At 65.1% G+C, this 19066-nt stretch carries 11 protein-coding genes; 8 read left to right on the forward strand and 3 right to left on the reverse strand.

Annotated features, from left to right (window positions below; translation table 11 throughout):
- Positions 1-413 precede the first annotated feature (413 nt).
- The 8 genes from P3T18_RS15955 to P3T18_RS15990 all read left to right on the forward strand — a co-directional run bounded on the left by P3T18_RS15955 (position 414) and on the right by P3T18_RS15990 (position 11356).
- The gene (locus P3T18_RS15955) at positions 414-1901 is read left to right on the forward strand and encodes an RNA polymerase factor sigma-54 (RefSeq protein WP_429300878.1); all 1488 of its coding nucleotides are present in this window, start codon (positions 414-416) and stop codon (positions 1899-1901) included.
- 178 nt (positions 1902-2079) lie between these two features.
- Entirely contained in the window at positions 2080-3303 is a 1224-nt protein-coding gene (locus tag P3T18_RS15960; protein ID WP_429300879.1) for a pyridoxal phosphate-dependent aminotransferase, read from the forward strand.
- Between the two features lie 148 nt (positions 3304-3451).
- Positions 3452-4198: a FadR/GntR family transcriptional regulator gene (locus P3T18_RS15965; RefSeq protein WP_429300880.1), complete on the forward strand. Its 747-nt coding sequence runs from the start codon at positions 3452-3454 to the stop codon at positions 4196-4198.
- 243 nt (positions 4199-4441) lie between these two features.
- The gene (locus P3T18_RS15970) at positions 4442-5185 is read left to right on the forward strand and encodes a (Fe-S)-binding protein (RefSeq protein ID WP_429300881.1); all 744 of its coding nucleotides are present in this window, start codon (positions 4442-4444) and stop codon (positions 5183-5185) included.
- Entirely contained in the window at positions 5182-6573 is a 1392-nt protein-coding gene (locus P3T18_RS15975; protein ID WP_429300882.1) for a lactate utilization protein B, read from the forward strand. The genes P3T18_RS15970 and P3T18_RS15975 overlap by 4 nt, the downstream gene beginning before the upstream one ends.
- Positions 6560-7144: a LutC/YkgG family protein gene (locus P3T18_RS15980; protein WP_429300883.1), complete on the forward strand. Its 585-nt coding sequence runs from the start codon at positions 6560-6562 to the stop codon at positions 7142-7144. The genes P3T18_RS15975 and P3T18_RS15980 overlap by 14 nt, the downstream gene beginning before the upstream one ends.
- Positions 7145-7250: 106 nt before the next feature.
- Positions 7251-9080, forward strand: coding sequence for a VRR-NUC domain-containing protein (locus tag P3T18_RS15985; protein ID WP_429301112.1), 1830 nt, complete (start codon positions 7251-7253; stop codon positions 9078-9080).
- Positions 9077-11356: an ATP-dependent DNA helicase gene (locus tag P3T18_RS15990; protein WP_429300884.1), complete on the forward strand. Its 2280-nt coding sequence runs from the start codon at positions 9077-9079 to the stop codon at positions 11354-11356. The genes P3T18_RS15985 and P3T18_RS15990 overlap by 4 nt, the downstream gene beginning before the upstream one ends.
- A 54-nt stretch (positions 11357-11410) precedes the next feature.
- Here the strand turns inward: P3T18_RS15990 and P3T18_RS15995 are convergent, their stop codons facing one another.
- The 3 genes from P3T18_RS15995 to P3T18_RS16005 all read right to left on the reverse strand — a co-directional run bounded on the left by P3T18_RS15995 (position 11411) and on the right by P3T18_RS16005 (position 17695).
- On the reverse strand, positions 11411-14083 hold the full coding sequence (locus tag P3T18_RS15995) for a mechanosensitive ion channel family protein (RefSeq protein ID WP_429300885.1): 2673 nt from the start codon (positions 14081-14083) through the stop codon (positions 11411-11413).
- Positions 14084-14359: 276 nt separating this feature from the next.
- Positions 14360-16060 carry an MFS transporter gene (locus P3T18_RS16000; protein ID WP_429300886.1) on the reverse strand — a complete coding sequence of 567 codons (1701 nt, stop codon included), beginning with the start codon at positions 16058-16060 and terminating at the stop codon, positions 14360-14362.
- A 195-nt stretch (positions 16061-16255) separates the two neighbouring features.
- Positions 16256-17695: a sigma 54-interacting transcriptional regulator gene (locus P3T18_RS16005; protein ID WP_429300887.1), complete on the reverse strand. Its 1440-nt coding sequence runs from the start codon at positions 17693-17695 to the stop codon at positions 16256-16258.
- Positions 17696-19066 lie beyond the last annotated feature (1371 nt).

Genomic DNA, 19066 nt, shown 5'->3' on the forward strand with positions numbered 1-19066 from the left:
TCGACACCGGATGCCGTTCTCTGCGTGTGACTCGCTGCGATTCGCCGTGAGAGATTCAGGCCGCTCACATCGAGTCGACAGACAGAGAACGACATCCGTCCACACACAACGGCTAGCGCAAGCGTTGTGCCCGCCCTGGCGAATTAATGCTGGCGCGTGGCGAAAATCGTTGTGTAGCAGGTATTTACGCTGATGAATCGACTGTTGCGAGCGGTGACGACGGGGCGGGAACGGCGGGGAAAGCTGGGACCGGAAATTGCCGGGTACTTGTAAAAATGGCGTTCAACCGATGCGCAATTGGCGGGCCTGAAAAAGCAAAGCGTAGAAAAAACAGCAGCTTGCGCGACCTGGTACGACAGTTGCTCTAATGAGGTCACTCGATCAATTTTCAGCTTTCAAGGGACCTCACTACAATGCCTTCCATCGAACTTCGCACAAGGCAGTCTCTCGCACTCACGCCGCGCCTTCAGCAATCCGTGCGACTGTTGCAGTTGTCGTCTCTCGAATTCCAGCAGGAATTACGCACTGCGCTCGACACCAATCCGTTCCTCGAATACGACGCTACCGACACGGAAGACGTCGCACTCTCGACGGCGTCGTCCGGCGACGAAGCGGCAATGCCCGCGACGGATACCGTCACCGCGGCCGAGCCGGATTCGCTGCCCTCGGACGCAGGCGGCAGCGACACGATGGAAAGCGCGGGCCAGGATGGCCCCGACGACATGCCCGGCGATTACTCGGGCGATTACAGCAGCCGCAGCTCGTCGCGCCAGAACGGCGATTCCGAAAGCAGCGATCCCGCCGAGTGGGCACGTTCGCAGCCGACGTTGCGCGAACAGCTGCACGACTCGCTGCGCCTCTATCGTCTCGACGACCGCGATCGCGCAGTAGCACGCTTCATTATCGAAGCACTGGATGACGACGGTTATCTGCGCCAGGAACTCTGCGACCTCGCCGATAGCGTCGACCTCGAACCCGAACTCACGGAAGAAGAACTGCTGGTTGCGCTGCGTCTCGTGCAATCGCTGGATCGTCCGGGACTCGGCGCCCGTTCGCTCTCCGAGTGTCTGTCCTTGCAGGTCAATGCACTGCCTGACGACACGCCGGGACGTGACGTCGCCAAGCAGATCGTCCAGCATCATCTCGAACGTCTGGCACGTCGCGAACAGGCCGAGTTGCAAAAGCAGATCGGCTGCAGCGCGGAAGAACTGCGCGTGGCCTGCGCGCTGGTCCGCAAGCTCGATCCGAAGCCGGGCAACAGCTATGGCCGCACGGAAGACAACTACGTCGTGCCCGATGTGATCGTGCGTCAGGTGCGTAACAAGTGGGTGGTCGCGATCAATCCGGCCGTGCAGCCGCGCGCCCGTATTCACCGCATGTATGCCGAGCTTTTCGCGCAATCGGCCGGCGCCAGCCGTTCACCGCTCGCCCAGCAACTGCAGGAAGCGCGCTGGCTGATCCGCAACGCGCAACAACGTTTCGACACCATCCAGCGCGTGGCGGAATGCATCGTCGCGCATCAGAAGGCGTTCTTCCAGTACGGTGAAATCGCGTTGAAGCCGATGGTGTTGCGTGATGTCGCCGACGAACTCGGCCTGCACGAATCCACGATTTCGCGTGCCACCGGCAACAAATATATGGCAACGCCGCGCGGTATTTTCGAGTTCAAACATTTCTTCCCGCGCGAACTGGGTACGGAAAGCGGCGGCACCTGTTCGGCCGCGGCCGTGCGCGCGTTGCTCAAGGAAATGATCGCCGCAGAAAACACGCGCGATCCGCTGTCCGACGTGACGCTCGCGAAGATGCTCGCCGATCAGGGCGTGCTCGTGGCGCGCCGCACGGTGGCGAAATACCGTCATCTGATGAAGGTGCCGCCGGCAGAGTTGCGCCGTCAGCTGTGAAGGATTGAACGGGCGCGGCGGGTGAGCGTCCGTTGAAATGCACACGCAGACCATGAAGGGTCATGCGAGGCCGACCGCCCGCATGGCCCTTGTGTTTTTGCGCCCGCGTTTTTCCGTAGCTGGACGTTTTGCGGCCGCCCCTTTACATTGGCGACTCCGGTAGAGAAAGGGCGGGTGAATGAAGTATTCGAATCTGGTCGAGCGGTTGCAGGGCAGACGTACCTCGGCATGGGAAATTCATCGCGTCGCGCAACAGGCGGCCGCGAGCGGTGAAGACGTCATCGTATTGAGCGTCGGCGACCCCGACTTTGCGACGCCCGCGCCCATCGTGGAGCGCGCGATCACGGCGCTGCGCAGCGGCGACACGCACTACAGCGCGGTATCCGGACGCGAACCGCTGCGTGCAGCGATTGCCGCGGAACATGCGCGCACGGCAGGGCGCACGGTGAGCGCGGCTAACGTCATTCTCACCGCGGGCGCGCAGAACGGCGTATTCGCTACCTCGCTCTGTCTGCTCGAAGCCGGCGACGAAGTCATCGTTCCCGAGCCGATGTATCTCACCTACGAGGCTTGCATTCGGGCGGCGGGCGCGACGCTAGTCGCCGTGCCGGTCGATCCTGTGCGCGCGTTTCACCTCGATTGCGACGCGCTCGAAGCCGCCGTCACGCCGCGCACCAAGGCAATTTTCTTCGCCACGCCCTGCAACCCGACCGGCGTGGTGATGCCGCGCGCCGACCTCGAACGCATCGCCCGTATCGCGTGCCAGCACGATTTGTGGGTGCTGTCGGACGAGGTCTACGCGGACCTCACGTTCGAGCGCGAACACGTCAGCATCGCGGCGCTGCCCGGCATGAACGAACGCACGGTTACGCTCGGCAGTCTGTCGAAGTCGCACGCCATGGCCGGCTGGCGCGTCGGCTGGGCGATCGGACCCGCCGTGCTGATCGAACACATGGGGCGGCTCGCGCTCGCCATGCTGTACGGCTTGCCGGGTTTCATCCAGCAGGCGGCGCTCACGGCCGTGCAGAACCGCGCGGCCGTGGTGGCCGAGATGCGCGAAATCTACCGGCGCAGGCGCGACGTGGTGTTCGAACGGCTGAGCTGCGTGCCGCGCCTGCGTTGTCTGTTGCCGGAAGCGGGCATGTTCATGATGGTCGACGTAAGCGGCACGGGGCTCGATACCGTCGATTTCACCTGGCAGCTGTTTCGCGCGCAGGGCGTCTCGGTGCTCGACGCGAGCGCCTTCGGCGAAACTGCGAACGGTTTCGTGCGGCTCGGTTTCGTGGTCGACGAAGCGCGCCTGAAAGACGCCTGCGAACGGATCGCGGCCTTCGTCGCGAGCTTGCCGGCGCCGGCTTCGGGCGCGGCGGATCGGACGGACGCGAAGCGTCGACCGGTATAATCGGGCGGCTTCTGCGGCATTCGTTGCGATGTCGATGACGGCGTTGCTGATGCCGGCTGCGGCGCATTCGCCGGAGCCGTTTGCCGTTGCATCAGCCGTGCTTAAGCGCCCGTTTTCGCCTTGCTCACTGTGTCTTTCATTTGCATCCATGCCATTTCGCCCGATCCAGTCCTTCACGCGCAAACGACTCTCCGACGTCGTGTCCGATCAGATCAAGCAGCTGATCTCGGACGGCACGCTGATGCCGGGCGACCGCCTGCCCGCCGAGCGCGATCTGGCCACGCAACTGGGCGTGTCGCGTCCTTCGCTGCGCGAGGCGCTGATCAGACTCGAAGCGGACGGCTACATCGAGACCTCGGGCCGTGGCGGTTTTACAGTAGTGGACGTGACGGCGCCGATCATTTCCAAGCCGCTCGCGGAACTGCTGATACAGAATCCGCGCACCAGTGCCGATATTCTCGAATTGCGGCAGGGACTCGAAGCGATCTCGACGGTCTACGCCGCTGAACGCGCCACCGACGTGGACCGGCAAAAAATCGCCGAGGCATTCGATGCGTTGAAGGCCGCCTCGCTCACTCAGGACCGCGCCAGTCTTGCCGAACTCGACGCCGCGTTCCATCTCGCCATCGCCGATTCCACTCACAACATCGCGCTGGCGCACGTCATGCACGGCATTCACACGCTGATTCACGAAGGCATGCGCCAATACCATCGCCTGATCGATTACGACGACGCGATGGAAAAGCAGCTGATGACCCAGCATCAGGCCATCTACGACGCCGTCATGGCGCGCGACGCGCAAAAAGCGCGCAAGGCCGCCGAGCGTCATCTCGCGTTCGTGCGCGAGATGTATCGGGAAGACGCCGCCCGACCTTCGTCGAACGTCGTTTCCTGACTTTCTGCCGCTCGCCGCGGCTTTCCACTTGAATTGAACGCCGCCAGGCGGCATTGACACGTCAGAGCGACTTCCTTATATTCTTGGTCAGACCAACATGACCAGTCATACAAAATCGGATTTCCGCCGGTTTTGCTGCGACCGGCTGGCCCGTCGCCGGAATCTGCGTGATCAACGCCTGCCTGCGCGCGTTCCGCAGTAGAGTAGGTGGATCGACGGCGCCGTATTCTTTTCAAAGAGCTTATGAAAGTCGCCCTGTTCATCCCGTGCTTCATCGACGCGTTTTATCCTGAAGTGGGGATCGCCACGCTCGAATTACTCGAACGCTTCGGCATCGAGGTCGACTATCCGCAGGAGCAGACCTGTTGCGGACAGCCGATGGCCAATAGCGGCGCGCAGTCCGACGCGGCCGGCGCCGAGCGTGTATTCGCGCGCAACTTCGCGGGTTACGACTACATCGTCGGGCCGTCGGCGAGTTGCATTCATCATGTGCGCGAACACCTGTTCGCCATCGAGCAGACCGACGAAGTCAAGAAGGTGCGGGCCAGCGCCTACGAACTGGTCGAATTTCTGCACGACGTAGTCGGCGCGCGCGAGTTTCCGTGGGCCGAGTTTCCGCATCGCGTCGGCCTGCATAACAGTTGCAGCGCCTTGCGGCATCTGAAGGAGGCCTCGGTCTCCGAGATCGCCGCCGTGCCGTTCTCCAAACCGCGCGCTCTGCTCGAAGGCGTGAAGGGCATCGAGTTCGTCAAACCCGCGCGACCCGACGAATGCTGCGGTTTCGGCGGCACGTTCTCGGTCACGGAAGAACCCGTGTCGGTACGCATGGGTCAGGACAAAGTGCGCGACCATCTGCAGGCAGGCGCCGAGTACATCGTGTCCGGCGACATGTCCTGCCTGATGCATCAACAGGGCTGCGCCGAGCGCATGAAAGCCGACGCGCGCTTCATTCACATTGCGCAGGTACTCAACGGAGCACGCGCATGAGTCGCATCGATCACGCGAAAGCGGCGGGCGCTTTCATCGGCAAGACCGAGCATGTGGCGTTTCACGACAAACGGCTGTGGGATTTGCGCGAGAAACGCGACGCGCAGGCGCACGGCATCGCGGAGTGGGAGACGTTGCGCGAACTGGCGTCGGGTATCAAGGAACACACGCTCTCGTATCTGTCCGGCTACCTCGAACAGTTCGCTACGGCGGCCGAAGCAAACGGCGTCACTGTGCACTGGGCGGCAAGCGCCGAAGAGCACAATACGCTGGTTCACAAGATCATGTCCGAGCGCGGCATGACCACGCTCGTCAAGAGCAAGTCGATGCTCACCGACGAATGCAAGATGCGCGAGTATCTGGAACCGCGCGGCATCACGGTGATGGAAACCGATCTCGGCGAGCGTATCCAGCAACTCGATCATCAGGACCCGAGTCATATGGTCGTGCCCGCGGTTCACAAACTGCGGGCCGACGTGGCCGAACTGTTCGGCCGCACGATCGGCACCGATCCGCAGAACAGCGACATTCACTATCTCGCGGAAAGCCAGCGCATGAACACGCGGCCGTACTTCGTGCGCGAGAAAACCGCCGGCATGACCGGCTGCAATTTCGCGGTGGCCGAAACCGGCACGGTGGTGGTGTGCACGAACGAGGGGAACGCGGATCTGTCGGCGAACGTGCCGCCGCTGCATATCGCGTCGATCGGTATCGAGAAGCTGATTCCGAAAGTGTCGGACCTCGGCGTATTCGTCCGCATGCTGTCGCGCAGCGCGCTCGGTTCGCCGATCACGCAATACACGTCGCACTTTCGCGCGCCGCGTCCGGGCACGGAGATGCATTTCATCCTCGTCGATCACGGCCGCTCCGAACGGCTCGCGATGGAAGACTTCTGGTACTCGCTCAAATGCATTCGCTGCGGCGCGTGCATGAATACCTGCCCGGTGTATCGGCGCAGCGGCGGGCTCTCGTATGGCGGCACGTATTCCGGGCCGATCGGCGCGATCATCAATCCGACTTTCGATCTCAAGCGCTATAGTGCGCTGCCGTTTGCGTCGACACTCAACGGCAGCTGCACGAATGTGTGTCCCGTGAAGATCAATATTCACGAGCAGATTTACAAGTGGCGCACGGTCATCAGCGAACAGCACGAAGTACCGTTCGTGAAGCAGGAAGTGCTGAAAATGGCGGGGCGTCTGCTTGCCAGTCCGACCTTGTACCGCGCGACGGTTTCGTCGATGGGCGGCGCGCTGCGTCGGCTGCCGAATTTCGTGCTCTACAACCCGCTGAATATCTGGGGCAGGCAGCGCGATTTGCCGGAGGCGCCTAAGCTGACCTTCCATGCCTGGTACAAGAAAAATCGTGGAGGTGGCGATGGCGACGCGTGAGGAATTCCTGGCGAAAGTGCGCGCCGCGCAACCGCCGGTGCGGGCGCGGCCGGACGTGCCGCTGTTCCCACCGGTCGGCGGCGACTTGCGCGCGCGCTTCACGACCGCGTTGCAGGCGATGGGCGGCACCTGTATCGATGCGGCCTCGGCCGCCGAGGTCGCCGCGACGATACGCGAGCGCTTCGGCAGCGAAGCGTCGATTGCATCCGCCACGAACGAGGTGCCGGGCACACGCGAACTGACGGCCGATACCGAGCCGGCTTCGCTGCAGGATATCGACGTGGGCGTGGTGCGGGCGCGTTTCGGTGTCGCCGAAACCGGTTCGGTCTGGTTCAGCGAACGCGAGTACGTGGTGAACGCGCTGGGCTATATCGTGCAGCATCTGGTCGTGCTGCTCGACCCCGCGCAGTTGATCGACGGTTTGCAGGACGTCTACCGGCGCGACGACTTCCGCGAGGCCCGCTATGCCGCGCTCGTAACGGGACCGTCGGCCACGGCAGACATCGAGGGCGTGCTGATTCGCGGCGCGCAGGGCGTGCGGTCGCTGACGGTGGTCTGGCTGCCGGCCTGACAGGCCGCAACGGCAGGCCGTGACGGCGGTCCGGCCGCGCCTGCTACGAGTTGCTCGCGAGCTTTGCTATCATCACTGTATAAACATACAGGTCCGTGAAAGCACCGTGGCAACTGATCTTCCGCCGGAGAACCGCTCCGGCGCCCTTTATTACCTGCTGAATTTCGAGCGCGCGCTCGCCTGGCTGACCGAGCGTTACGCCGATCTGCTGAACGCCGCGGAACTCGGCTTTCTGCGCGAATTCGCGCTCATGCCGCAAGCTTCGCGTGCCTTGCTGGTGCGTCTGCTGATGCGCAAGGGCACGCTGTTCCGCGCCAGCCGGCTTTCCTACGACGAGATCGGCTGTCCTTTGCAGGCCGCGGCGCCGCTGGTGGCGCTGGGCTGGATCGACATCGAACCCCGCCTGACGCTCGACGACCTGTTCGCGCTCACCACCCGCCCCGACTTGCTGCTCGTTTTCGCGGACGCCGTCGCCGCAATTCCGGGCGCCAGAACGCTGCGCAAACCCGAACTGCTGGAAACGCTGCGGGCGCTGTATGAGCCGCTCTATTCGCAACCCGGCAGGAACGCCGGCGAAGAGGACGAGCCGCGCGGCTATCCGCTGTCGGTCTGGCATGAAGAGACGACGGACCACGTCCTGCATGTCGTCATCGCGCCGCTTTGCGAACGGCTGCGGCTGATGTTCTTCGGCAACCTGCAGCAGGACTGGTCGGAGTTCGTGCTCGCCGACCTCGGCGTATTCCAGTATGAAACCGTGGCGTTCGCGCCGTCGTCGCGCGCCTTCCAGCAGCGCGAGGACGTGGACGTCTATCTCACCTTGCAGGCCTGCCGCGACATGCTCGATTCGCTGGATTGGCTCGACGCGCCGGAGCCGTCGGTCGGCGAACTCGTCGAGCGGGTCAGCGCAATCGCCATCCGCAACGCGTGGCTCGACACGCGCCGCGCGAAGCTGCTGTTTCGCATCGGCTATCACTGCGAGCGTCGGCACGACTGGGGCACGGCGTTGACGGTCTACGAGCGCTGCGCGTGGCCTGGCGCACGGCATCGGCGCATCCGAGTGCTGGAGCGCAGCGAACGTTACAGCGAGGCGCTCGCGCTCGCCACGCAGGCCAGCGTCACGCCGGAAAGCGAGGAGGAAGCGCAGCGCGTCGCGCGCATGCTGCCGCGTTTGCAACGCAAATGCGGCCTGCCGGCGACGCGTGCGGCCGCGGCTCGCGCCGTCGAGCGCAGTACGCTCGTTCTGCCGAAGCCCGAGACTGCACTGGCCGTCGAATACGTGGCGCGCGATCATCTGGGCACCGACGACGCACCCGTGCATTACGTCGAAAACGCGCTGATCAATTCGCTCTTTGGCCTGCTGTGCTGGGAGCCGGTGTTCGCGGCATTGCCGGGCGCGTTTTTTCATCCGTTCCAGCGCGGCCCGGCCGATCTGCATGCGCCGGATTTTCATCTGCGCCGCGCGCCGCTGTTCGCCGCGTGCCTCGCGCAACTGGAAAGCGAGGCGTATTGCGAAACCATCTTGCGGCACCTCGAGACCAAGCACGGCTTGCAATCGCCGTTCGTGTACTGGGGCATGCTGACGCCGGAACTGGTCACGCTCGCGCTCGACTGTCTGCCGGCCGCGCATCTGAAGCTGTGGTTCGAACGGCTGCTCGGCGACATTCGCGGCAATCGCTCCGGTTTGCCCGACCTGATCCGGTTCTGGCCGGCACAGCGCCGCTATGAACTGATCGAAGTGAAGGGGCCGGGCGACCGTCTGCAGGACAACCAGATTCGCTGGCTCGCGTACTGCGTGCAGCACGGCATGCCGGTGCGCGTGCTGGACGTGCGCTGGGCCGAGGCGGACGCGTCGAGCGAGTGTGCAGACGAAGAAGCGGGCGAGGGCGCAGTCGGAACACAACCGCTTACATCCAGCATCGCCGGGGCGTCGGCATGACTTACGTGGTCGCCGTCCGGGCGATGTGCGAATTCACCGCCCGGCGCGGCGACCTCGATCTGCGTTTCACGCCCGCGCCCACTTCGCTGGAAGGCATGGCCGGTCATATCGCCGTGGCGGGTCGGCGCGCGAGCGCTTACGAAACCGAGATCACGCTGACCGGCACGCATCGCAGCCTCACCGTGCGCGGCCGCGCCGACGGTTACGACCGCGCGGCGAACCGGCTGGAGGAAGTCAAAACCCATCGCGGCTCGCTCGAACGCATGCCCGCGAATCACCGCGCGTTGCACTGGGCGCAGGCGCTCGTGTATGGACATCTGTTGTGCCGCACGCGCGGGCTCGGTGAATTGACCGTCGCGCTGGTTTATTACGACGTCGGCACCCAGAAAGAATCGGTGTTGACGGAGACCCACACGGCGCGCGAGCTGGAGATGTTTTTCGTCGAGCAATGCGAGCGCTTTCTCGATTGGGCGGTACAGGAAGAAGCGCATCGCGCCGCGCGCAATGCCGCGCTTGGCGCGCTGCAGTTTCCGCACGGGCAGTTCCGCAGCGGGCAGCGGGAACTGGCGGTCTCGGTGTATCGCGCGGCGCGTGACGGCAAGCCTTTGATGGCGCAGGCGCCGACGGGCATCGGCAAGACTCTGGCTACGATCTTTCCGCTGCTGAAGGCGTGTGCGTCGGACCAGATCGATCGCGTCTTCTTTCTCACCGCCAAGACACCGGGCCGCGCGCTCGCGCTCGACGCCATCGCCACGCTGCATGCCAACGCCAACGCCAACGCCTTGCCGTTGCGTACCCTCGAACTGGTGGCGCGCGACAAAGCCTGCGAGCATCCCGACAAAGCCTGCAACGGCGAATCCTGTCCGCTGGCGCGCGGCTTCTACGACCGTCTCGACGCCGCCCGCGCCACCGCGCTTGCCGGGCCCCGGCTGAACCGCGCGGCGGTGCGCGAAGCCGCGCTGGCGCATGAAATCTGCCCGTATTATCTGACGCAGGAACTCGCGCGCTGGGCCGACGTGGTGGTGGGCGACTACAACTACTACTACGACAGCAGCGCCATGCTGCATGCGCTCACGCAGATCAATCAGTGGCGCGTGGGCGTGCTGGTCGACGAGGCGCACAACCTGCTCGAACGGGCGCGCCGCATGTACTCGGCGTCGCTCGATCAGGCGGCTTTGCGGCTCGCGCGCAAGACCGCGCCCACCAGTTTGCGCAAGCCGCTCGAACGGCTGCAACGCGAATGGAACGCGGCGCGGCGCGCGCAGGTCGTCGCGTCCACGAAATATCAGGTGTATCCCGGCGTGCCCGGCAAGTTGCTCTCGGCGGCGCAGAATCTGATCGGCGCCGTGACCGATCAACTCGCCGACGCACCGCTGTCCATCGACGATGCCTCTTTGCGTTTTTTCTTCGACGCCATGCATTTCGTCGCGCTGGCCGAGCAGTTCAGCGAACATTCGATCTTCGACATCACGCTCAGCGAAGACCGATACGCGCCACGCGACAAAACCAGCAGCACGCTCTGCGTGCGTAACGTGATCCCGGCGCCGTTCCTCGCGCCGCGCTACGCCGCCGCGCGCACCACGGTGCTGTTTTCGGGCACGCTCGATCCGCAGCATTTTTACCGCGACACGCTGGGATTGCCGGAGCAGACTCACTGGCTCGACGTGAACGGACCGTTTCGCGCCGAGCAGTTGCAGGTGCGCGTCGCGGGCAATGTGTCGACGCGCTGGCGCGACCGCGAGCGTTCGCTGTTGCCGATCGTCGATCTGATCGCTAGACAATACGCGGCGCAGCCGGGCAATTACCTCGGATTCCTGAGTAGTTTCGAATATTTGCAACAGGTCACGGCCTTGATGCGCGAGCGTCATCCGGCGTTGCCGATCTGGACTCAGGAACCGGGCATGGACGAAGCGGCGCGCGACGCCTTTCTCGCGCGTTTTCGCACTGCCGGCGAAGGCGTCGGCTTTGCGGTGCTGGGCGGTGCATTTTCGGAAGGCGTCGATCTGGTCGGGCGGCAGTTGATCGGCGCGTTCATCGCCACGCTGGGTTTGCCGCAAATGAACGACATCAACGAACAGATGCGCCGCACGATGGAAGCGAAATTCGGCAACGGCTACGACTACATGTATCTGTATCCGGGCTTGCAGAAGGTCGTCCAGGCGGCGGGCCGCGTGATCCGCACCGAACAGGATCGCGGCGTGGTGCATCTGATCGACGACCGCTACCGGCGTCCCGAAGTTCGCCGTCTGTTGCCGCGCTGGTGGGACGTGCGATAGCGCGGCGCGCCGTGCGCGCCGCGGCATGGCGCGACGGCGCTCAGGTCATGCGGGTTATTTGTGCGGCGAAGCCGGGGCAGCAGGGTTGGGATTAGCCGGCGTTCCTGAGCCGCCCGCTGGTTTGGGATCGACTGGCAACTGATCCTCCGCCGGCGCGTCGCCTTGCTCGCTGGCGGCCGTGGTCTTTGCGTCGGCGGCGGGCGCGTCCGGCGCAGCCGGCCTCGACGAACCATCCGGCGCCTCCGTTTGGGCCGGGCCACCTGCCTCGATTCGGGCCGCGGCGCTCTCCGGGTCCCATGTCAGCAGCTGACGCTGCGGATTGGCGATTTCGATGCCGCGCGCACTGAACTGGTCGAGGATGCGCCGGTTGAATTCGCGCTGCACGCCCCAGCGCGCGCTGTCGCGGCACTGGATCTGGCCGGCCAGCGCGACGGCCGAACCGTCCACGGCGTCCACGCCCCAGAAGCTGAAGTCGGACAGAATGCCGTCCTTGAACTTGTCGTCCTCGCGCAGCGCCGCGCCGATTTCCTTGAGCGTGTTGATCGCCAGATCGACGTCCTCGCCGAAGACGATGCTCACCTTCACCGCGGCATTACCGAGTCCGCGATTGGTGTTGTTCACGGTCGTGACCGAACTGAACGGCACCGTGAACAGCGAGCCGTCCCCACCACGCAGACGCACCGTGCGGATCGACAGATATTCGACTGTGCCGGAGACGCCCGCCACCGTCACCCAGTCGCCGACCTGCAAGGCGTTTTCCATCAGCAGGAAAATGCCCGTGATGAAATCCTGCACCAGTTTCTGCGAGCCGAAACCGAGCGCCACGCCGAAGATGCTCGCGCCCGCCAGCAACGGCCCGATGTTCACGCCGAGTTCGCTCAGACCGGTCAGCACCACGACCAGCGCGATCGCGCAGAAGAGCGCGCTGCGCAACATCGGCAGGAGCGTGCGCAGACGCGTGGCGCGCACGAGGTCGCCGCTCGTGGTCCAGCGGTCGAGACGCCGTTCGATCGCGACGTTCACGCTTTCCCACACCAGCAGCGCGATCACGGCAGCGACGGCGATGGTGACGACCGCCGAAGCGAGCCGGTGACCGACCGTGCCCGAGCGGAACAGTTCGCTCAGATCGACGCCCCACACCTGCAGCAGCACCAGCGCGGTGACCACGCCGATGATCCACGAGATGACCCGTCGCAGCAGCGGGTAGTAGCGGTACGCGTGCTGATGGACCAGCGATTCGCCGGCGCTGCTTTCGACGTTGAAGAGTCGCGCCAGCGCGCCGAAGATGACGATCGACACGACCCGCGCGCCGACCAGCACCGCCAGCGAAATGCCGCCGAGATGCAGCAGCGCGTGATAACCGTTCTGCACGTCGAGCGCCCAGATGAACCACAGCGCCATCACGACGAACACCGACAGCCATGCCCACGTGTCGGCCAGCGCGTTGCCGAACATCTCCAGCGACGGACGTGCCGCGAAGCGCTTGCGGATCAGTTCGCCGACCGGCTTCGCGCATTGCAGCAGCAGGATGGAAATCATGACGTGGCCGATCAGCGCGACCACTTTCATCAAGGCGAGATGCGCGGCATCGTTCAGACCGAGCGACTGCGCGACCTCGGCGATCGCCGAACCCGCACCCACCGCGCCGACGATGCGCACGACCCAGTTCTGCACGAACGCGGCCCAGGCGTCGCTCATGCGCAGCAGCCGCAGGCGCGGTGCACCCGGCTGCAGGAAGAAGCCGCACACGATGACGATGACGCGGCACAGCACGTAGATGTCGATGAGCGAATCGAGTGCGCGATCTTGCGGCGTGCCGTCGTCGGTGAAGAAGGACATGAGCGCGCTCGCCGTGCCCACGAACACCGCGAGCGGGAGCAAGCGCAGCACCATCGTCAGCAGGGCGCGCGGCAGGCGTTGCAGCAACGTCCAGTGATGCACGGCGTTCTGCTTGCCTTTCGCTTCGGTGGCCTTGCCGGCGGTGCCGGGCAAGGGCGTCACCCCGGCTGTCGTGGATGCCGCTGAGTCGGCTGCCGGCGAGACCGGCAAAGGCGGCGCGGCGTTCGGCGCGTCGGCGGGTTGCGGCGTCACGTCGACGGGCAGGTCCGCTTGCGGCGCGCTGTCTTCGTCACCGAGTTCGCGACGCGCGGCGAGCGCGCGATACGCGCGGCGCAGCAGCCGGCGCGCCAGCCATTCGAGCGCGAGCGCGGGCAGCAACGCCGCCAGCAGCGACCACACGACATGCGCCAGCACGCTGCGCGCTTGCGGATTGTTCAGTTGCCAGTTCCACCAGGCGCGCACCGACGCCACGTCGAGCAGCGCCGCGAGGGAGCGGCGCATCGAATCGCCGAAGCGCACGGCCCAGTGTGCGCCCTGACGCGCGAGCTGCGACGCGAGCCCGTTCGACTGGAACGCGGCCGGCACCAGCGAAGCGGCGCCGCTCGCGGCGGCGGGCGCCGACGCGCCCGAGGCGCCCGTCGCGGCCGCAGGTTCAGAGGCGGCAGGTGCGGCGAGCGCGCCGGCTGCGGCGATGGCGTGCAGCGTGTCGGTGACCTGCGCGCGGCGTTTGGGGTCGTTGAGGACGTCGAGCGCCTGTTTGGCCTGCTCCGGCGTCAGGCTGAGCGTGGCGCTCGACGCGGCCTTGGGTGCGGGCGTGGTCGCGGCCAGAACCGGCGCGGCCCCGGCAAGCATGAGAATGAAAAGCCAGACGTGTGTGATTTTGCGCATAGGTTGTAAAGCGGGGAATGCAGGAAACGGCGGAAAACAGGCGGAGACGGCGGCCGGAACCGCGCGCATGGACGCTCGCGAAGACGCGTAGACCTTGAACCGACAGCGTTATGGTCATACAAGTTCCGCCATACGTGGCCAGACATGGCCGGCCGCGAGGCGTCGGGTGAGGCCGGCGGCGCGCGTGTGGGCGTCCGCGGCGCGCTGTGTCGGGTAGCAGAAAGCTTGCCCGAGGGTCGCACGGCGTCGCAACCGCGGCGAGAAGCGGGTGTCGTGCTACTTTTGGGTAGCGCGGATCGTCGCCGCTGCTAGCGCGGCCGCCGCCAGCGAGCATAGCGCCGAAACGATCGCCACGGCGTGCAAGGCGGCACCCAATGCGTCGGCCTGGGCTGCGGCGCGCGCCACGTCCGCCGTCGGCGCGGCGGCGGGCGTCGCAGGCTGGGCGGATCGCGTCGGGTTCGACGGCATCGCGGCGTCGTTCGTGCTTTTGTTTGTGCCTTGGTCCGCGCCATTGTCGGGTTCAGGCTGCGTCAGACTAGCGGAGTCGCCGGCTGCCGACGGCAAATGCAGCGCAGCGAGCCGCGTCTGCAGCGCGGCGTCGTGCGACCAGACGAACACGATGCCCAGCACGGCGATCGCCAGCAGGCTCGCGACCCGCGCCACGGCGTTGTTGATGCCCGACGCGACCCCGGTTCGCGATGCCGACACCGACGCCATCACGGTCGTGGTCAGCGGCGCGACGGTGATGGTCATGCCGAGTCCCAGCACCACGAGCGCCGGCAGGAAGCCGCGCCAGTAAGCGCCGCCGGTCCACGGCAAGGCCAGCATGGCAAAGCCGAGCGCGGCGATCACCGGGCCGACGCTCAGCAGGCGCCGCGCGCCGTAGCGGCTCGTCAGTCCGCCGGTGAAGCGCGACAGCAGGCCGATCGTCACCGGCACCGGCAGCAGGGCCGCGCCGGCTTCGGTCGCGCTGTACGCGTAAGCGCGAATCAGCGTGAAGGGCAGGAAGAACAGGACGCCGCCCAGCCCGAAGTAGAGCAGCAGCGTGACGAGATTGGCGCCGACGAAGTCGCGCGAGTGGAACACGTCGAGCGGCATCATCGGATTGCGGGTTCTGGCTTCGAGCACGAGGAAGGCGGCCAGCACCACCACGCCGCCGATGCACGACACCAGCACCCAGCGGTCGCCGAAGCCGCGCGCGGATGCCAGCGTCAGGCCGTAGGTCAGCGCGGCGAGACCGGCGGCGGCCGTGACGGCGCCGGCCCAGTCGAGACGGGGCGGCGCGTTTGCACCGGCAGGGTCTTCGCGATGGCTGTCCGGCACGGCGACGGCGGCAAGCGCGATGGTCGCGCAGGCGATCGGCACGTTGAGAAAAAAGATCGCGCGCCAGGAAAAGGCGTCGACCAGCCAGCCGCCCGCCACCGGCCCGAGCGCCGACGTGATCGCGCCGACGCCGGCCCACGTGCCGATCGCCCGGCCGCGTTCTTCGTCGTCGAAAACCGCGCCGATGATCGACAGGCTGCTCGGCACCAGCAGCGCCGCGCCCACGCCCTGCACGGCGCGTGCGGCGATCAGCGCGCCCACGCCGGGGGCGAGGCCGCACGCCACCGACGCTAGCGTGAACAGGCCGATGCCCGCGATGAACACCGTGCGGCGTCCGAGACGGTCGCCGAGCGAGCCGCCCACCAGCACCAGCGCGCCGAGAAACAGCAGATAGGCGTTCACCACCCACTGGATCGCCGCGACGCTGGCGCCGAGTTCGGTCTGGATCGAAGGCAGCGCGACGTTGACGACCGAACCGTCGATGAAGGCCATGCTCGATCCGAGGATCGTCGCGGCGAGCGCGAGTTTCTTGCGGCGGCAAGGGTGATCGAAGCTGAGCGGCTGGGCGCGGATCGCCAGCGTGTCGCACGGACTGGCCTGGGCGGGCAGCGTGGCGGAGGCGCGGCGCGGCGTCGCGTCGTGACGGGTGCTCATCGGGCGAGGCCCGGTGCGCCGGACCGGCACGGCGAGTCAGCGTAAGTGACGCGCGTGGACCGGCAGACGCGACCGGTCAGCGGGGCGGCAAAGCGGCGCGTGCTGCGGGCATGAAGTGAAAGGGCTGCGCGAGCGCCGCATGCGGAGTCAGCGCAAAGAGCGCCGCTCGTGCGTCGGCGCCCGCCGCGCGCAATCTCAGACCAGCGACGGCGCTTGCCGCTCTGCCTCGTCGTCGGCATCGGCTCCGCCGTTGGATTGGGCCGTGCGCCCAGCGGCGGCCGGTTCCTGATGCAGCCGGTTCGCGTGCATCAGGCGGTATAGCGTGGCGCGCGAGATGCCGAGTTCGGCGGCGGCTTCCGACAGCTTGTAGCCGTGCCGCTGCAAGGCGTTTTCGATCGCGTCTTTCTCGGCCTTGCTGCGGATTTCCGCGAGGGTCACGGCCGGGCCGTTGTCGGCGGCGGGCAGACCGAGGTCGCTGGCGGTGATGAAGCGGCCTTCGCTCATCACCACGGCGCGGCGCACGCAGTTGATCAGCTCGCGCACGTTGCCTGGCCACGGGTAGTTCGACATCGCGACGATCGCGTCGCTGGAGAGCCCGCGCAGTTTGCGCGCGCCGTCCTGCTTGTACATGCTGAGCGCGAAGTTGGCGAGCAGCTTGATGTCGCCGCCGCGTTCGCGCAACGGCGGTTCGACGAGGCGCAGCACGCACAGACGGTGATACAGGTCGGAGCGGAAGCGGCCTTCTTCGACGGCCTTGTCGAGATCGACGTGGGTGGCGGAGATCACGCGTGCGTCGACGTTGATCGGACCGTTGCCGCCCAGCCGTTCGATCGTGCCTTCCTGAAGGAATCGCAGCAGCACGGCTTGACATTCATGCGGCATATCGCCGATTTCATCGAGGAAGAGCGTGCCTTCGTGCGCGCTTTCGATGCGGCCGATCTTGCGTTGCAAGGCGCCCGTGAAAGCGCCGCGTTCATGGCCGAACAGTTCGGCTTGCAGGAGGCTCGGCGGAATCGCCGCGCAATTGATCGCGACGAACGGTTTGGCCGAGCGCGGCGAGCGGTCGTGGATCGCGCGGGCGGTCAGCTCCTTGCCCGTGCCCGATTCCCCGGCGACGAACACCGGCGCGTCGGTGACGCCGCATTTGTCGATACGACGGTACAGCTGCTGCATGGCTTCGCATTGTCCGACCATGCCGTGGCGGCCGAGCGAGGGTTCCGGCACCACGCGCGTTTGCCGCAGGCTGGAGAGTCCGTGCGCGTGGCCGAGTGCGAACACGAGCCGGTCGTTCAGCCAGGGACGGGTGACGAAGTCGAAGCAGTAGTCGAGGATAAAGCGGCTGACGAGTTCGTTTTCAGCCTGGCCCGGCGCGATCTGCGCGACCCAGTTGGTTTCCACGCGACGCATGCAGTTGGCGAGCGCCGACAGATGCAGGGAGGTGCACTCGCCCGGCAGCTCGACCAGCCCGACCTTGATGTTGCCGCGCTCGATCATGCGTTCGGCGATTGCCGTGCTCTTGGCATGCACTGCTTGCCAGCCCGAGGCCGCCAGAAATCTGGCCAACTCCTGATCGGGCGAGTTCGACACGTACAGAACGGTGCGTTCCGTGTCGACAGGCGTGCAATTGGTGTTCATGTTACCCCCGGTTCGATGCTGCGCTCTCGACTGCTGTTCGACGATTTGCATGGCTCGGCGGACAGTGCCGATGCATGCCGGCCGGACTTACCCGTCGACATGAATCTGGCGATGTCATTTCTCACCGCCGGACTCGTTGCGACGAACCCGATGGCAAGACAATTTACGGCGGTGACGATTTCGGGGGCATGGAGCAGGCGGCGCGAGCCGCTGGTTGCTACACCTCGGACGGATAGCGTGACAGCATGAAACACTGTGCACGGCTGATCGATTTCATCCCCGAATCACAATTGCCGCTTACCTCATTGGCCTGATACAAACGCTCTATTTGGCGCATAGCTTAACCATAAGCGAAAGTCCTTTCTAGCGCCATACAAACAAATAAGGATTCAGAACCCTTCCCAAGTGTTTTGCATCGATGGTCTTGGGATTGACGTCCTGATTGACTCATTTTGTCAGGCCTGCCGGCGTCGGCGTCAATACGGGTTATGAGGTCCATCCCACATTAACGGCATTATTTCGTAGTCCCTTAATCGTGTGATGGATCGAGTCTGCGTAATTAGCGCGTCTCATGCTTGCGACATATCGGGCATGGGCTTTTACTGCCTTTTTTCGCCGGAAGGCGTCGGCATATTTGACCGTGGCGCCTCGCAAACCTTTGCCTGCCGGGAGATGGCCGCCGGTGCTGTCGCGCGGCAAATGCGACGATTCGCTTTCGGCGGCTTTCAGGCGTGGTTCGATGCGTCTCGAATACGAAACAAGCCGTGCTGCGAGCCCCCTCGAAATACGGTGCGTTGCAGCATAAATCACGGTGCGACAACGCTTTGAGGCCTCATGGCATGGCCGTTGCAATATGTCCTGCACGAGTGTTTATTTTGCCGCCGGCGCAGGCAGATACAGCGAAGCAACCAATACGCTGAAGATAAAAAGCCGGCGGTGATGAAGGAACTCCGTAAAGCGTGGTCGGGGAAACCAATACGTTTTACGAGGGTGCGGCGGGGCCACTGAAAAACGGACGTCAATAAAAAAGGTGCGAACGATCGGTACGGCTTATGGGTTGACGTACCGGCCGTTCGTAACCGACGACGTAAAGCGATGACCTCGCCACTTTTTTGTCCTCGGGGCAAAAAAGCGGGGGGCGGGGGAAGTCAGGGAGCGGCACGCATACGAGGCGTGCGCAGCACAGAACAATTCAGATCAGAACAAACGCGCGATCAGAGCAATTCAACGCATGACAGCGCAATACAGGGCAGCGACGGGGCAGCGCCGGTAAGGACCGACCGGCGCGATGAAGCGGGGAGAAAAATGGCCTGAGCCTTCAAAGAGAGGCGCACGTTACGAGGTGGACCGGGCGCCGTGTTCGCGCTGTCG

The sequence above is a fragment of the Paraburkholderia sp. GAS199 genome, from assembly GCF_050436585.1.
Taxonomy (GTDB): Bacteria; Pseudomonadota; Gammaproteobacteria; order Burkholderiales; family Burkholderiaceae; genus Paraburkholderia.

What these genes read in the sequence shown, in the direction of transcription:
- P3T18_RS16000 (WP_429300886.1), bottom strand. Translation starts at nt 16,060, where the DNA reads ATGAGCACCCGTCACGACGCGACGCCGCGCCGCGCCTCCGCCACGCTG.
- P3T18_RS16005 (WP_429300887.1), bottom strand. Translation starts at nt 17,695, where the DNA reads ATGAACACCAATTGCACGCCTGTCGACACGGAACGCACCGTTCTGTAC.
- P3T18_RS15990 (WP_429300884.1), top strand. Translation starts at nt 9,077, where the DNA reads ATGACTTACGTGGTCGCCGTCCGGGCGATGTGCGAATTCACCGCCCGG.
- P3T18_RS15955 (WP_429300878.1), top strand. Translation starts at nt 414, where the DNA reads ATGCCTTCCATCGAACTTCGCACAAGGCAGTCTCTCGCACTCACGCCG.
- P3T18_RS15960 (WP_429300879.1), top strand. Translation starts at nt 2,080, where the DNA reads ATGAAGTATTCGAATCTGGTCGAGCGGTTGCAGGGCAGACGTACCTCG.
- P3T18_RS15975 (WP_429300882.1), top strand. Translation starts at nt 5,182, where the DNA reads ATGAGTCGCATCGATCACGCGAAAGCGGCGGGCGCTTTCATCGGCAAG.
- P3T18_RS15995 (WP_429300885.1), bottom strand. Translation starts at nt 14,083, where the DNA reads ATGCGCAAAATCACACACGTCTGGCTTTTCATTCTCATGCTTGCCGGG.
- P3T18_RS15965 (WP_429300880.1), top strand. Translation starts at nt 3,452, where the DNA reads ATGCCATTTCGCCCGATCCAGTCCTTCACGCGCAAACGACTCTCCGAC.
- P3T18_RS15980 (WP_429300883.1), top strand. Translation starts at nt 6,560, where the DNA reads ATGGCGACGCGTGAGGAATTCCTGGCGAAAGTGCGCGCCGCGCAACCG.
- P3T18_RS15970 (WP_429300881.1), top strand. Translation starts at nt 4,442, where the DNA reads ATGAAAGTCGCCCTGTTCATCCCGTGCTTCATCGACGCGTTTTATCCT.